This window comes from Sinorhizobium sp. (assembly GCF_059070375.1).
This window is the reverse complement of the sequence record NZ_JCACWC010000003.1, coordinates 819,053-834,212: the sequence shown is the minus strand read 5'-3', so window position 1 is coordinate 834,212 and position 15,160 is coordinate 819,053. Positions and strand designations below refer to the sequence as shown.

13 protein-coding genes are annotated in these 15,160 nt (G+C 63.2%); 8 read left to right on the top strand and 5 right to left on the bottom strand.

Annotated features, from left to right (window positions below):
- Nucleotides 1-138 precede the first annotated feature (138 nt).
- The 3 genes from glcF to AC5J09_RS16020 form a co-directional block, all read right to left on the bottom strand.
- The gene (gene glcF / locus AC5J09_RS16030; protein WP_494297991.1) at nucleotides 139-1,431 is read right to left on the bottom strand and encodes a glycolate oxidase subunit GlcF; all 1,293 of its coding nucleotides are present in this window, start codon (nucleotides 1,429-1,431) and stop codon (nucleotides 139-141) included.
- A gap of 133 nt (nucleotides 1,432-1,564) precedes the next feature.
- Nucleotides 1,565-2,782: a glycolate oxidase subunit GlcE gene (gene glcE, locus AC5J09_RS16025; protein ID WP_494298914.1), complete on the bottom strand. Its 1,218-nt coding sequence runs from the start codon at nucleotides 2,780-2,782 to the stop codon at nucleotides 1,565-1,567.
- Complete coding sequence (locus AC5J09_RS16020; protein WP_100669347.1) at nucleotides 2,779-4,218, bottom strand: FAD-binding oxidoreductase; 1,440 nt, start codon at nucleotides 4,216-4,218, stop codon at nucleotides 2,779-2,781. The genes glcE and AC5J09_RS16020 overlap by 4 nt, the downstream gene beginning before the upstream one ends.
- 199 nt (nucleotides 4,219-4,417) lie before the next feature.
- Here AC5J09_RS16020 and AC5J09_RS16015 point away from each other — a divergent pair, with 199 nt between their 5' ends.
- A complete protein-coding gene (locus AC5J09_RS16015) occupies nucleotides 4,418-5,314 on the top strand; it encodes a LysR family transcriptional regulator (protein WP_379938740.1) in 897 nt (298 codons plus the stop codon).
- A gap of 1 nt (nucleotide 5,315) precedes the next feature.
- Here AC5J09_RS16015 and AC5J09_RS16010 read toward each other — a convergent pair whose 3' ends face one another.
- Nucleotides 5,316-6,584, bottom strand: a complete 1,269-nt coding sequence (locus tag AC5J09_RS16010) for a DUF3422 family protein (protein WP_018094324.1) — start codon at nucleotides 6,582-6,584, stop codon at nucleotides 5,316-5,318.
- Nucleotides 6,585-6,798: 214 nt separating this feature from the next.
- Between AC5J09_RS16010 and AC5J09_RS16005 the strand changes: the two genes are divergently transcribed.
- The 6 genes from AC5J09_RS16005 (at nucleotide 6,799) to AC5J09_RS15980 (ending at nucleotide 13,288) form a co-directional block, all read left to right on the top strand.
- Nucleotides 6,799-7,590: a FadR/GntR family transcriptional regulator gene (locus AC5J09_RS16005; protein WP_324762993.1), complete on the top strand. Its 792-nt coding sequence runs from the start codon at nucleotides 6,799-6,801 to the stop codon at nucleotides 7,588-7,590.
- Nucleotides 7,591-7,861: 271 nt separating this feature from the next.
- Nucleotides 7,862-8,368: an NUDIX hydrolase gene (locus AC5J09_RS16000; RefSeq protein WP_100669355.1), complete on the top strand. Its 507-nt coding sequence runs from the start codon at nucleotides 7,862-7,864 to the stop codon at nucleotides 8,366-8,368.
- Between the two features lie 180 nt (nucleotides 8,369-8,548).
- Nucleotides 8,549-10,054, top strand: coding sequence for an inorganic phosphate transporter (locus AC5J09_RS15995; protein WP_324762991.1), 1,506 nt, complete (start codon nucleotides 8,549-8,551; stop codon nucleotides 10,052-10,054).
- A 16-nt stretch (nucleotides 10,055-10,070) separates the two neighbouring features.
- Nucleotides 10,071-10,808 carry a 16S rRNA (uracil(1498)-N(3))-methyltransferase gene (locus AC5J09_RS15990; protein ID WP_324762990.1) on the top strand — a complete coding sequence of 246 codons (738 nt, stop codon included), beginning with the start codon at nucleotides 10,071-10,073 and terminating at the stop codon, nucleotides 10,806-10,808.
- A 135-nt stretch (nucleotides 10,809-10,943) separates the two neighbouring features.
- Complete coding sequence (locus AC5J09_RS15985) at nucleotides 10,944-12,317, top strand: glutamate--cysteine ligase (protein ID WP_494297990.1); 1,374 nt, start codon at nucleotides 10,944-10,946, stop codon at nucleotides 12,315-12,317.
- 137 nt (nucleotides 12,318-12,454) lie between these two features.
- On the top strand, nucleotides 12,455-13,288 hold the full coding sequence (locus AC5J09_RS15980; protein WP_100669363.1) for a DUF937 domain-containing protein: 834 nt from the start codon (nucleotides 12,455-12,457) through the stop codon (nucleotides 13,286-13,288).
- A 362-nt stretch (nucleotides 13,289-13,650) separates the two neighbouring features.
- Here AC5J09_RS15980 and AC5J09_RS15975 read toward each other — a convergent pair whose 3' ends face one another.
- Nucleotides 13,651-13,947: a DUF1127 domain-containing protein gene (locus tag AC5J09_RS15975; protein WP_324762988.1), complete on the bottom strand. Its 297-nt coding sequence runs from the start codon at nucleotides 13,945-13,947 to the stop codon at nucleotides 13,651-13,653.
- Between the two features lie 210 nt (nucleotides 13,948-14,157).
- Between AC5J09_RS15975 and AC5J09_RS15970 the strand changes: the two genes are divergently transcribed.
- Nucleotides 14,158-15,108, top strand: a complete 951-nt coding sequence (locus tag AC5J09_RS15970; RefSeq protein WP_003527211.1) for a LysR substrate-binding domain-containing protein — start codon at nucleotides 14,158-14,160, stop codon at nucleotides 15,106-15,108.
- Nucleotides 15,109-15,160: the final 52 nt, after the last annotated feature.

Here is a 15,160-nt window from a genome sequence, read left to right as displayed (position 1 = left end):
ACCTCTCCTCACCCGAGGACCAGCCCTCTTCCCGCACGCGGGGAGAGGGGACAGGGACCTTTCCGCGAGTCCCATCTCGCACTCAAAATGGGAGAAGGTGCCGGCAGGCGGATGAGGGCCCTGCTCACCTCCTGGCAGTCACAACCCCGCCGGCTTCGGACCGCCATAGGCCCAGTCGAGCAGCTCCACCGTGTGCAGGATCGGTATCTCCGTGCCGCTGGCGATCTGGGTGATGCAGCCGATATTCCCGGTGGCGATCACTTCAGGCTTGGTCGCCTCTATATTTCTCACCTTCCGCGCCTTCAGCTTCGCCGAGATCTCCGGCTGCAGGATGTTGTAGGTGCCGGCCGAACCGCAACAGAGATGACCCTCCGCCGGCTCGCGCACCGAAAAGCCCGCCCGTTTAAGGAGCTGCTTCGGTGCCGCGGTGATTTTCTGCCCATGCTGCATCGAGCATGCGGAGTGGTAGGCAACGGTGAGATTCCGTGCCCCCTGCTCCGGCAGGTCGAGGGTCGCGAGATATTCGGTGACGTCCTTGGCCAGCGCGGAAACCCTCGCAGCCTTCTCAGCATAGGCCGGGTCGAGCCGCAGCATATGGCCGTAATCCTTGATCGTCGTCCCGCAGCCGGATGCGGTGATGATGATGGCGTCGAGCCCATCCTCCGCCGCCGCCTTCAGCCAGACATCGATGTTGTGCCGGGCAGCCTTCAGCCCCGCCTCATCCCGTCCCATGTGGTGGACGAGTGCCCCGCAACAGCCCTCTCCCGCCGAAACGACGACCTCGACTCCTTGGCCCGTGAGCAGACGGATGGTCGCATCGTTGATTTCCGGCCGCAGCACCGGCTGCGCGCAGCCGGTCAGAAGCGCGACGCGGGCGCGCGGCGTGCCCTTTGCCGCGTAGACCGCCGGCTTTGCCCCCCGCGATACCGGCAGCGCGCTCGGCGCCAGATCGAGCATGACGCCGAAGGTCCTGAGGAAGGGAACCCTCTTCAGCAATCCGGCGAGCGGGCGCGCAAGACCGGCAGCCCCGAGCGCCAGCCGGAACCGTGACGGATAAGGAAGAGTGGCGGCAATGACGGCGCGGGCGAGCCGGTCCTTGAACGGCCGCTTGTAGGTCTTCTCGATATGGGCGCGGGCGTGGTCGACAAGATGCATGTAGTCGACACCCGAGGGACAGGTGGTCAGGCAGGAAAGACACGAGAGACAGCGGTCGATATGGGTGACCGTCTCGCTGTCTGCCGCACGACCGTTTTCGAGCATGTCCTTGATCAGATAGATCCGCCCGCGCGGACTGTCGAGTTCGTCGCCGAGAACCACGTAGGTCGGACAAGTGGCCGTGCAGAAACCGCAATGCACGCATTTGCGCAGGATCGTTTCGGATTCGGCGACATGCGGGTCGGCGAGCTGCTCAGGGGAGAAGTTGGTCTGCAACCGAGTACTCCATGTGGCGCCTTGCGCCTTGGATCACTTTGATCTCCGTCGGGCTGGCCGGAAATCGCCATGATCGATTCTCTTCGTCTTAGGCCGATCTTTTAGACCGCACGATGGCGAAAGGTCCCTTCGCCTAGTTCTGGACCAACGCGGCCGCGCGCCCTGGATTGAATATGCCCGACGGGTCGAATTGGGCGCGGATACGTTCCGATAATTGTGCCACGGCCGGGGACTGCGGTTCGAAGGCCGGAATGCGGCCGCGCGCCTCCTCGTCGGCACGCAGAAGCGCCGCATGTCCGCCGCCGACCGCGCCGATATAACGGCGGAGCAGTTCCGCCTCCGGGTCTGCCTCCATGCGCAGCCAGACCAGACCGCCCTGCCAGTCGTAGAAGGCATCGACACCGGTCTGCAGGCGCAATGCGGCGACGAGCTGATGGCCCGCCGAAGGGGCGACCGATACGCGCCACAAAGGCCGTCTGGTGCCATCGGCATAAGGCTTCACATCGCGGATTTCCGTCCAGAGGGTTCCTGTCTGCGCCTCGTCGAGTTGCGAAGTCCGCCCGAAGCGCGACAGTTTTTCGCCGAGCTTTTCCGCCCGAATGGCAACGGATGCCGCGAGGCCTTCGAGCCGGAGCACCGTTGCGGCGCCATCCGGCAATACGCCGTCGAGAAAGCGGCTGCGCACGCTTTCCGGCAGATGCGACGCACCCGAAACCTCCACCGGCTGCGCCATGGCCTCCGCCATCACCGCAGCGGCTTCCGCATCGTTCAGCCCGGAGACGACGACGGTCGCCGCCGCCGGCGGGAGTGGCTGCACCTTGAAGGTGACTTCGGTCAGAATGCCGAGCGTGCCGTAGGATCCCGCCATGAGCTTGACGAGATCGAGCCCGGTCACGTTCTTCATCACCCGACCGCCGGCCTTGATGAGTTCTCCCCGGCCATTGACGAAACGCACCCCGAGCAGGCTGTCGCGAGCGGCACCGGCGACGTAGCGGCGAGGCCCGGAGACATTGGCGGCGAAGACCCCGCCTATCGTCGGTTCGCCCGTCGTTGCGAAAATCGGCCGGTGGTCCATCGGTTCGAAGGAGAGCATCTGGCCCTTGGCGTGCAGTGCTGCCTCGACTTCGGCGAGCGGCGTTCCGGCAAGCGCACTCATGGTCATCTCGGCCGGGTCATAGGTGACGATGCCGGAAAGGCGCCTGGTCGAGAGCGTTCTGTCCGCACGCGTGGGGTTGCCGAGGCCTGCGCGCGTGCCGCCGCCGACCACGGCGAGCGTGACGCGCTCGGCCGCCGCGGACCGCACGACGGACGCGATCCCCTCCTCGCTTGCCGGCTCGAAATGGACGATCATGCCGCGGGCCGCCCTTCGAGCGGAAAAACCTTCGACGGGTTCATAAGCCATTGCGGATCGAAGGCGGCGCGCGCCGCCATCTGCTGACCGAGATCGGCCCTGCTGTACTGGTGCAGCATCAGATCGCGTTTCTCGATGCCGACGCCGTGTTCCCCGGTCAGGCAGCCGCCCGCCTCGACACAGAGCTTCAGTATGTCGTTGCCGGCAGCTTCCGCGCGGGCAGCTTCCTCCGGATCATTGATGTTGTAGAGGATCAGCGGATGCATGTTGCCGTCGCCGGCATGGAAAACATTCGCAACGCGCAGGCCGTAGCCGGCGACGATCTCGCCGGTCCGCCTCAACACATGGGAGAGCTGGCTCAGCGGCACCGTTCCGTCCATGCAGATATAATCGGCAATCCGGCCGGTTGCGCCGAAAGCCGACTTACGCCCCTTCCAGATCAGTGCCGCTTCCAGAGCCGATTGCGATTCCTTGATCGTCATCACGCCGTGGCGGCGGGCGATCTCGATAATGCCGGCGAGCATTGCATCCATTTCGGCCTCGGAGCCTTCCACTTCGACGATCAGCAATGCTTCGACGTCGAGGGGATAGCCGGCCTGGGCGAAAGCCTCGCAGATCTCGATCGCCGGCTTGTCCATGAATTCGATTGCGACGGGGATGATGCCCGATCCGATGATATCGGCGACGCAGCTGCCGGCGGACTCGGAGGAGGCAAACCCGAAGAGGACGGGCCGCGCTCCTTCGGGCTTCGCAATCAGCCGCACCGTCGCTTCCGTGACGATGCCGAGCTGTCCCTCCGAACCGCAGACGAGCCCAAGCAGGTCGTATCCCGGCGCGTCGAGCGCCTTGCCGCCGAGTTCGATCACGGTGCCGTCGAAAAGCACCATCTTGACACCCAGAAGGTTGTTGGTCGTAACCCCGTACTTCAGACAGTGCGCGCCGCCGGAATTCATCCCGATGTTCCCGCCTATGGTGCAGGCGAGCTGCGAACTCGGATCCGGCGCATAGAAGAAGCCGTCGGCCGAAACTGCATCGGAAATATTGAGATTGGTCACGCCCGCCTGAACCGTCGCCGTGCGATTGAACAGGTCGATATCGAGGATGCGCGACATCTTCGACAAACCGACGACGATCGCGTCCTCCTGAGGAATGGCGCCGCCGGAGAGAGAGGTGCCCGCGCCCCGCGGCACGATCGGAATGCCGTAGCGGCTGCAATATTTGAGCACCGCGGCCACCTGCTCCGTCGTCTGAGGAAGGACGACCGCGAGCGGCATCCGCCGATAGGCGATAAACGCATCCGTCTCGAAGGGCTTGAGGCCGCGCTCGTCGCTGATGAGGCCGCCTTCCGGCAACAGATCGGCAAGATCGGCGACGATTTCCCGCCGACGGTCGAGGACGGCCTGCCTTGGCTTCAGAAAGCCGATCGTCTCCGGCATGAGCGCCTCCCATTCACAGCAAAGTGGTATTTTTTGCTTACCACTAATGCATGTCGCCCAAAAGTGTGCGGCGGACTTGAGACGAGGACATACACAAGCAATGACCTCAGCGCATCCCGCTCTAACCTTTTACAGGGCTGGACGGACACCCGGCAAATGTTAATGATCTTTTCGCCTTTGGAAACAATGATCAGGATTGATGACGAATCTAGGCGATCTCGAAATTTTTGCGCGGGTGGTGTCGACCGGCAGCATGTCGGCGGCGGGACGCGCGCTCGGTTTTTCCGCAGCCGTGATTTCCAAACGTATCAAGCGGCTCGAAGACAGGCTGGGCACGCGGCTCCTGCAGCGCACGACGCGGCAGATTTCGCTGACGGAGGCCGGCCAGGGTTTCTATGACCGCGTTCTCGGCATTCTCGCCGGGCTGGAGGAAGCGGAGGCCTATGCCTCGGGCCGTTCGTCCCAGGTCCAGGGGACGCTGCGCATTTCCGCGCCGACTTCCTTCGGGCGCATGCACATCGCACCGCATCTGACCGGTTTCATGAAGGACCATCCCGACCTGAAGCTGCACATCGTGCTGACCGACGATTTCACCGACATCGTCGCAGAAGGTTTCGACCTCGCCATCCGAATAGGCGAACTCAGCGATTCGAGCCTCGTCGCCCGCAAGCTCGCGCCGGTGCGCCGGCTTCTCTGCGCGGCGCCGAGCTATGTCGCCCGTCATGGAACGCCGACGGAGATCGGCGAACTCGCGCATCACATCTGTCTGCCTGCGCACAACAACGACAACTGGAAGCTGGAGGGGCCTGACGGCAGCCTCTCCTATCGGCCGGAGGGACCGCTCGTCACCAACTCGTCGGAAATCATCCGCGAAGCGGTGATTGCCGGTGCCGGCATCGCCCTGCGGTCCACCTGGGACATCGGCAGGGAACTTCGGGAGGGGCGCCTGGTTCAGGTGCTGCCGCAATGGGAAGGATCGCACAAGCTGACGCTTTCGGCGGTCTATCCAAGCCGGCAATTCCTGCCGGCCAAGGTCAGGCAGTTCATCGACTATCTCGCCGCACTCTACGGCCCGGTGCCCTACTGGGAGCAATAGACTATCCGTGCTCGTCGTGATGCCGGCGAATGCGCCGCACCACCAGCCAGACCCCGGCGACCGCGAAGGGAACGGCGAGGCCAGTCAGGAGACCGGGGTCAACGGGTATTTCATGACTGACGGCCTTGGCGAGGTAGCCGAAGAGCCCGACGACATAATAGGAAATCGCCGCCACCGACAATCCTTCGACGGTCTGCTGCAGGCGCAATTGCAGCTTGGCGCGGCGATCCATCGAATTCAACAGGGCGCTGTTCTGCCGTTCCAGTTCAACGTCGATCCAGCTTCTCAGGAGAGCCGTAGCGCGGGCGAGCTTGCGCGAGAGGTTCGCCTGCCGCTCCTCGACCGACTGACAGGTGCGCATTGCCGGCGCCAGCCTGCGCTCGAGGAAGGTGCCGATGGTCTCGTAACCGGGCACCGGCGTCTCGGAAAGCGTGCGGATGCGTTCCTGGACAATGCCGTAATAGGCGCGGCTGGCGCCGAAGCGATAGAGGCTGAGGGCGGCACCCGCTTCGAGATCGGCGGCAAGGCGGGTGATCTCCGCCAGCATCTCGTCAGCCTCCTCGCGGACATTTTCCTTCATGCGCTGCGTCACCGCCGTCAGGCCGTCCTCGGTGCGGCGGATCTCCGGCGACAGCGACTGTGCAAGCGGCAGGCCGAGAATGGCGAGCGTGCGGTAGGTCTCGATGTCGAGCAGGCGCTGCACCAGGGCGCCCGTTCCCGCCTCCGTCATGCCGCGATCGATGACCAGCACCTGGGTCAGCCCGTCGCCGTTCTGGCGAAAGTCGGTCAGGAGCACCGCCTGGCCATTCTTGGTTTCGCTGTAACAGAGGCTCGTGGGATCGAAGGCCGCGATCGCCTCGCGGGTCTCCGGCGTATCGGGACGGATTTCCAGACGAACTCCGGAAATCAGCGAGCCCGGGGGCGAAAAACCGTCGCCGAACGGATGGATCGGCACCTCGCCGCCGAAGCTTTCAGGCGCGGGCGCGTCCCAGAAATAGGTGGAGAATTCCGTGTGCCGCTCCCAGCGCAGCGTTCCCTGTCCCCAAGGGATCGCGTGGTGATTGGCGTCGCGACCGGGCGGGGCGATGCCGCGCGAACGCGACAACTCGGACATCACGGCGTGATCGACGATCGACCCGCCCTCCGTCATGAAGGCGAGTTGAAAGATGACGCGCGGAGTCGTCACCAGTGCATAGGGCCGTGAATGGACCTCGCCGAGCGCCTGGGCGCGCATGGGCGCCACCGGAAATGCAAAACTGCCCTTTGGCATGAAGCGCTTCTTCCCCCTCACGCGTTCATCATCACCTTCTTATCAACGGATAAGGTAAAAAGAACAGGGCGCTTTGACGCAGTTCGATCTTTGTCAACACCGCCAGAGTGGACAATCAATTTGACCACTTGATGGGTCCTGTTAGATTGCCGAATGGAAGCGGAGGCCGGCGACACCTGTGCACAAAGCCCTTGGCGCTCCGGGAGACGTGGCCGTGACCGAAGACCAGGACGACCTTTATGCCCGCATCAGCCATGGCCGGACGGCCGACGAGGTGGTGCAGCAGATCGAGCTTCTGATCCTCGAGGGCGTATTACGCGACGGCGATCGCTTGCCGGGCGAGCGAGAACTCTCCAGGCGCTTCGACGTGTCGCGGCCGATCCTGCGTGAGGCGCTCAAGGAGTTGGAGGCGCGCGGTCTCGTCGAAAGCCGGCATGGCGGCGGCACGTTCGTCGCCGACGTGGTCGGCCAGATCTTTTCCAAACCCCTGATCGAGCTCATCGGACGCCACCACAAGGCGACCCAGGACTATCTCGAATACCGGCGCGAACTCGAAGGCTTGACGGCGGAACTGGCGGCGACCCGCGCAACCGACTTCGACCGCGACATTCTTACCCGCGTCATCAAGCGCATGCGCGCCGCACACGAGAGCGGCAACTTCGCCGAAGAACTCGAAGCCGATATCGAACTGCACAATGCTATCGGCGAAAGCGCTCATAATATCATCCTGCTTCACACCCTCAGGGCCTGTTACAGGCTGCTGACCCAAGGCATCTTCTTCCACCGCAATTCCGTCTTCGACGCGCCCGGCGCACGCGACCAGCTTCTCGCGCAGCACGAGGCGATCTATGCGGCGATCATGGTCGGCGATCCGCAAACCGCCAAGGCAGCCGCGCAGAGCCACATCGATTTCGTCGCCACGGCAGCGCGCGAGGCCGAGCGCAGCGGAGAGTGGGTGCGCATTGCCCGCCTGCGCCTGCAGCAGCGTGATCGCGCGGGTTCCTGACCCGTCGCGCGCCCGACAAGCGCAAAAGTACGGATGGCGAGTGCCCCGTGGTAAAATTCCAGCCGATTTCCTAAATATGGTCGTGGGACAGTGGTTCGGTCGGAACCGCGACTCCGCGCTTTGCGTTAGCTGGGTGATGTATAGTCCCGAAAAGGAAGAGCGTGAATCCGAATGAATGCGGCGCGTTTGACGAACGCATTTACAGCGGCATGCGACGGTTCATACTCGGGTCGCGCGGTAACCACTGATTCGTTGAGGAGTATCGGGAATCTTGAACTTTCTGCACCGGCTCGCTTCTGATGTGCAACTCATGCTGCGTCGCCCGGCGCGCATGCAGTATGCGGCGCTATGCTATCGGCTTGCCAGGAAGACGAATGCGCTGGAAATCCTGGTGATCACCAGCCGCGACACCGGCCGGTGGGTCATCCCCAAGGGGTGGCCGATGCAGGGCAAGCAGGCACACGAGGTCGCCGAGCGCGAGGCCTATGAGGAAGCCGGGGTGAAGGGCAAGGTGCAGAGGGCCGCCATCGGCGCCTACGTCTATCAGAAGCGGATGGACCACGGCTTGGAGATCTCCTGCAAGGTGCAGGTGCATGCGCTCGAAGTCGAGGATTTCTGCAAGAACTTCCCGGAGAAGGGCAGCAGGCGGCTGGAATGGGTCGACTATCGTGAGGCGGCAAAGCGCGTTGCAGAGCCTTCGCTGAAAGAGCTTATCCTCGATTTCGGCAAACGCCTCGGCCCCGACCCGGAGCAGCGGCCGAAAACCTCCAGCAACTGACGGCGAGGCGGAAGCCCACGGCACCCGCCCCGACGACTGGTCGGACACGCAAGCTCGCCGCAGGCTGCGACATGCCGGATCGGGTAACGCCCCGGCCGCCCCCCTCGCCCCCTCGTCAATTCCTCTTGAATACGCCCGTTTGTGCCGCTACTGGCGAATATTACAGTTGGAGAACAGCCATTGGCCAAGCCGCGACCGCGCCTCGAAAAGCTGACGCTCGACAAGGATCTCGACAAGTTCAGCCTTGCCGAGGAAGCGTCGCATCACGTCATGCGCAGATTGGCTGCTCCCGGACTTGCCGCTCTCTTCCTGGTCCTCAGCATGGGTTTCGCGGCGAGCTATTTCACCGGCGCCTCCGGTGCGGCCGTGGTGATTGCAGCAGCGGCGGTCGCGGGCTACATGGCGATGAACATCGGCGCCAACGACGTCACCAACAACGTCGGAGCGGCGGTCGGCGCAAAGGCGATATCGATGCCCGTGGCGCTGGGGATTGCGGCGGTGTTCGAGATCGCCGGAGCGCTGATCGCCGGCCGTAAGGTCACGCTGACCGTAGAGGCCGGGATCATCGACGGCACGCAGGTGGTCGGCGCCGAAGGGCTGGTCTGGGTGATGCTCTCGGCGCTTATCTCATCGGCGATCTGGATCAATATCGCGACCTACTCGCGTGCGCCCGTTTCGACGACGCATTCGCTCATCGGCGGCATTATCGGCGCAGGGGTCGCCGCCGCCGGGCTTTCCAGCGTCAAGTGGTGGGCGATCGCCGGCATCACAGCGAGCTGGACGATTTCGCCCGTGCTCGGCGGGATCATTGCCGCACTCTTCCTCGCCTTCCTGAAGGAGTTCGTCATCTACCGCGATGACAAGATCTCGGCCGCCCGGCGTTGGATGCCTGTCGTCCTCGGCGTCACTGCCGGTTCGTTCACGGCCTATGTCGCGGTCTTTGCAATCGACCATCTGGCTTCCGTTCCGCTTCCGACCGGCCTGGCGATCGGCGGACTGGCCGGGATCGCTTGCTATATCGTGTCGAGGCCGTGGATCCACCGCCAGTCGGAAGGTCTCGAAAACCGCAACCAGTCGCTTCGCAAGCTGTTCCGCCTGCCGCTCATCTTCTCGGCCGCCCTGCTCTCCTTCGCCCATGGCGCAAACGACGTATCGAACGCCATCGGCCCGCTGTCGGCGATCGTCTCGGCTGTCGACGGCGTGATCTCGACCGCGGATTCGGAGGCCCCCTTCTGGGTACTCCTCATCGGCGCACTCGGCATTTCGGTGGGTCTTCTGCTCTACGGTCCGCTGCTGATCCGCGTCGTCGGCGAGGAAATCACGCGTCTCAACCCTATGCGCGCCTTCTGCGTGGCGCTTGCAACCGCCGTGACGGTTCTGCTTGCCTCGGCTCTCGGCCTGCCGATCAGTTCCACCCACACGGCGGTCGGCGCCGTGTTCGGCGTCGGCTTCTTTCGCGAGTGGTACACGCGTCACTCGCAACGGCGGCTCGAATATGTCCGGCGCAAGACGGGCCAGACCGAATTCATGGAAAAGGGCGAGACGAACTTTGCGGAAGTGCGCCGCCGGCGCCTGGTGCGGCGCTCCCACTTCCTGACCATCGTCGCCGCCTGGGTCATCACGGTTCCCGTGTCGGCGCTGCTCTCGGCCTTTCTCTATCTCGTCCTCTCCGGTCTGTTTCTCTAGAAGGTACCCGATACCGATGCGCGCCAATTTCCGCATGCAGCGACTGTTCATCGAGAACCCGCTCCACGCCGGAGCGAAACATGAAGCCACCAGGGAGCAGTTCAACTATCTCATCAACGTCCTGCGCCTGGGTGAAGGCGCATCGCTTCTGGTCTTCAACGGCCGGGACGGCGAATGGCGGGCGGAGATAGCCATGCCTTCGCGCAAGCAGGCGGTTCTCGTCGCGGTCGAGCAGACGCGCCCTCAGCCCGCCCCTTGCGATCTCGTTTACCTGTTTGCGCCTCTTAAGGTAGGGCGGCTCGATTATCTCGTGCAGAAGGCGGTGGAAATGGGCGCCGGCGTGCTGCAGCCAGTCATGACCCAGCATGTCCAGGGAAAGATCGGCAGCCTCGAACGCGTTCGCGCCAACGTCATCGAAGCGGCGGAGCAATGCGGCGTGCTCGGCATCCCGGCAGTCGAAGAACCCCGCAAGCTCGAGGACCTTCTCATGGACTGGCCGCGCGACCGGCGCATCGTCTTCTGCGACGAGGGAAACGACAGCCAGAATCCACTGCCCATCCTCGAGGGAATTGCCGAACGCCGGCTGGCGCTTTTAATCGGGCCGGAGGGCGGCTTTTCGGAGGCGGAGCGGGATCTGCTGCGGAGCCGTGACTTCGTGACGGCGATCCCTCTCGGGCCGCGCATCCTGCGCGCCGACACCGCGGCAGTGGCTGCGATGGCCGTCATTCAGGCGACGCTTGGCGACTGGCGATGATGCGTCATCCGCTTGCTCCTAGTTTTTTTGAGGGCATCTTGAAAGAAATTGACTTGCGCCGCACTTGATTACGGTTCAAGCACTCCATCCGATCCTGCTGACCCCGCAGGAGCCGCCCAGGCAAAGAAGACGAATATGGCCCGAGACACTACCGACCAGACGCCGGTTACCTCTGTCGCTGAACTGACCGCCTATCTGGCATCCGGATCGAAGCCGAAGGAAAAGTTCCGGATCGGCACCGAACATGAGAAGTTCGCCTTCTTCAAGGCGGACAACAGCCCGGTGCCCTATTTCGGCGAGGCCAGCATCCAGGCGCTCCTGAACGGTATGGCCGAAAGGAACGGCTGGGAGCCGATCGTGGACGAGGGGAATGTGATCGGCCTTGCCGAGCCCTCGGGCAATGGAGCGATTTCGCTCGAGCCGGGCGGGCAATTCGAGCTTTCCGGCGCACCGCTCGAGAACCTCCATCAGACCTGCAAGGAATCCAACCAGCACCTTGCCGTGCTTCGGGAAATCGCCGAACCGCTCGGCATCCGTTTCCTCGGCATCGGCGGCAGTCCGAAATGGAGCTTCGCCGAGACGCCGCGCATGCCGAAGTCGCGCTACGCCATCATGACGCGCTACATGCCCAAGGTGGGCAGCAAGGGCCTCGACATGATGTATCGCACCTGCACGATCCAGGTTAACCTCGACTTCTCCTCGGAAGAGGACATGCGGCGGAAGATGCAGGTCTCCCTGAAGCTGCAGCCGCTCGCCACCGCCCTCTTTGCGAGCTCCCCCTTCACCGAAGGCAAGCCGAACGGGCTGCTTTCCTGGCGGGGCGACATCTGGCGCGATACCGACAACCGGCGCTCGGGCCTGTTGCCGACGGCCTTCAAGCCGGACTTCGGCTTCAGCGACTATGTGGAATGGGCGCTCGACGTCCCCATGTATTTCGTCGTCCGCGACGGGCATTACCATGACTGCACCCATGTCACCTTCCGTCAGTTCATGAACGGGGCGCTGAAGGGCGAAATCGCCGAGTGGCAGCCGACGATGGGCGACTGGACCAATCATCTGTCGACTCTCTTTCCCGACGTCCGTCTGAAGCGTTTTCTGGAAATGCGCGGGGCAGACGGCGGCCCCTGGCGGCGGATCTGCGCGCTGCCGGCGTTCTGGGTCGGCCTGCTCTACGATGACGAGGCCTTGTCGGCGGCCGAGGAATTGACCCGCGATTGGGGTTACGAAGAGGTCCTGGCACTCAGAGATGCCGTGCCCGCAAAGGCGCTCACGGCCGAATTCCGGTCGAGGTCGCTTTTCGATGTCGCGCGCGAGGTTCTCGCCATTTCGCGCAGCGGTCTCAAGCGCCGCAACCGGCTGAACGGCGACGGCATCGACGAAAGCCAGTTCCTGGCACCGCTTGACGAAGTGCTGGCGAAGAAGGCGACGCTCGCGGAAGACATGCTCTCGCTCTATCACGGCCGCTGGAACGAATCGGTCGAACCGGTTTTCGCCGACTACCAATACTGAGCGGACCCTCTACCCGGACGGAGCAGCCGACATGCTCCTTCCGCCCCCTATCCGGCGCTTCAGAAAAAGCGGTTTCCAGCCCTCCAATTCCCGTTATAGTGCAAGGACATGCGTCGCTCGTCCCGGGAGGAACGCCAATGGCACCGCTTTTTGACATGTTCGCGCAGGCGCAGAACGGCCACGCCATCGAACTGATGGCGAAACAATTCGGGCTCGCGCAGGAGCAGATGGCGAAAGCCACGGCCGCGCTGATGCCCGCATTTTCCACTGGCTTCAAGTACAATACGACGAACCCCTACGACTTCGGCGCGCTGCTGACGGCGCTCTCGACCGGCAATTACGCCCGGTATTTCGAAGACATGAGCCAGGCGTTCACACCCCAGGGTGTCGCAGATGGCAACGGCATTCTCGGCCAGCTTTTCGGCTCGAAGGAAATGTCGCGCGCGATTGCGGCGCAGGCGGCACAGATGACGGGGATCGGTCAGGAGATCTACAAGCAGATGCTGCCGGTGATGGCGAGCACGCTGATGGGCGGGCTCTTCAAACAGACCACGGGGCAGATGAGCGGTGGGCTCGCCGACAATCCGATGATGACGCTGATGCAGCAATGGATGGAGGCGACAGGCCTCGCCAAGAAGCCCGAACCGCAGTCCAACCCCTTCGACAATCCTTTCACCCAGGCGATGCAGGGCTTCTTCGGCATGGGCAAGCCGGGAGAAACGGGCAAGGCCGGCGATAAGCCGAAAGCAGCCGATCTTTTCGCCGACAATCCGTTCTTCAAGGCCTATGCGGAGATGATGCGGGGCGCCGACACGGCGCAGAAAGCGCCGGCCGATAACCCGGCCTTCGCCCAGTTTTCGCAGGCGATGAACAGTCTCTTCGACAGCGGGCTGGAAATGCAGAAGGAATATCAGAAGAGCATCGACGCCCTGTTCGAGAGCTACAAGGGCGGCTCGGGCGGCAAGGCCTAGCCGCCGGGATTGCCCCTCTCCTCGGGTTTAATGCGAGGACGAACCCTCTCCGCGCGACGGGGCACGCGCCCGACTGGCCTTCGCCATGATTTATTCCCAAACTGGAAACATGCCGACAAACTCGATGAGGAAAGCTGCGTCCGAGCACCGCGCCGCGCCTTATCGGACGCGCAAAAAAGCCCGGTACACGTCTTGGCATGTACCGGGCAAGGAGCAGGGTCTATTGGCTCATACCCTGCGGGGAACTTTTACGACGTGCCATCGGCACGATCCGAAATTCGCGGCATGATCCGCGCGAGGCGAAGATTTCGCAGATCATGCCGCACTGGCGCATCCGAGGCGGCGGGACGCGCCATGAGGGGTCAATCGTGGCGCACTCCCCTGTAGAAGAGGTTCGCCCGATTGCGTGAGGCGCGCGTCAGGTAGTTGCCCGGGTTTTCGAAGAAGGCCGAGGTCAGCGCCTCGCGCAGGTCTTCGCGTTTCAAACCCATGTCCAGCAACTGGCGATCGTCGAGATCCTGCAGGCGGGCAATCTGGCAGCGGTTTCGATAAAGGCGCCAGACGGCCGTCAGCACGCCGATGATGCCTGTTGTGCGGGCTGCAGGCGACTGCCTGCTCGCAACGAGGCCGAAACCGGAGGCGTGGTGGGTCGTGCGCATGACGGAACTCCTTTTCGCGGGCACGAAGAAACCCGTCCCCTGCGGGGAGGTCTTTCGCAGGGGCAGGCGGAAATACTTTTGGCGAACCGGCGACTATTTTGGCCGGAAAGATTGACGTGGTTTGCGGATTATCATTCGCAAATCCTTATTGATCAGTCCAACGAATGTTTTTAATGATATTCATCAAACAATCTTATAGGTATTCCGGCCATGTCCGCACCGCTCGATATCGACCAGCTGCAAACCTTCGTAGCAATCGCAGACACGGGCAGCTTCACCAAGGCGGCCGACCGTGTCTTCAAGACTCAATCCGCCGTGTCGATGCAGATGCGACGCCTGGAAGAACGGATCGGCAAGCCGCTTTTCATGAAGGATGGCCGGGGCAACCGGCTGACAGTCGAGGGCGACAGGCTCCTCAATTTTGCCCGCCGGATGATCCGCCTCAACAATGAGGCAATCGCCTCCTTCGACGACAACCGCCTCGAGGGAACGCTGCGGATCGGCACACCGGACGACTACGCGGACCGCTACATGCCCGAAATCATCGTCCGCTTCGCCAAGACGCATCCGAACGTCGAGCTCTACATCATTTGCGAGCCTTCGGTGGACCTCGCGGAAAAAATGGCGAAGGGCGATCTCGACATCGCGCTCGTCACCCACAATCCGCGTGCGCGGGCTTCCGACGTCGTACGAACCGAGCCGCTCTGCTGGGTAAGCTCCATCAATCATCCGCTGCCCGAGAATGCGCCAATACCGCTTGCGGTCGGCCGGCGCGACTGTCAGTGGCGGCAGGCTGCATGCGCGGCGCTCGATGCGACCGGCAAGGAATATCAGATCCTGTTCACGAGCTGGTCCTCGACCGTCGTTGCGGCCGCGGTGCTCGCCGGCATGGCGGTATCCGTCCTTCCGGAGTCGGCACTGCGACCGGGCATGAAGGTGCTGACGCTGGCCGACGGCTTCCCGTCACTGGCGCCGGTGCAGATCGGCATCATGAAGCGCCCCGGCCTTTCGCCGTCGCTGTCGAACGCGATCACCAATCACATTACCGCCTGCCTGGACAACATCACGCCGATCACCGTCAACGACGATCTCGAAGGCGATCTCAAGGGCTATCCCCGTTATCCGCGCCTCCGGCAGAGCCATATGCTGCCGGGCTGGTGAGCCGCTTACATATCTCCTTCAATGACGAAGGCCACGCCTTGCTGAGGCGTGG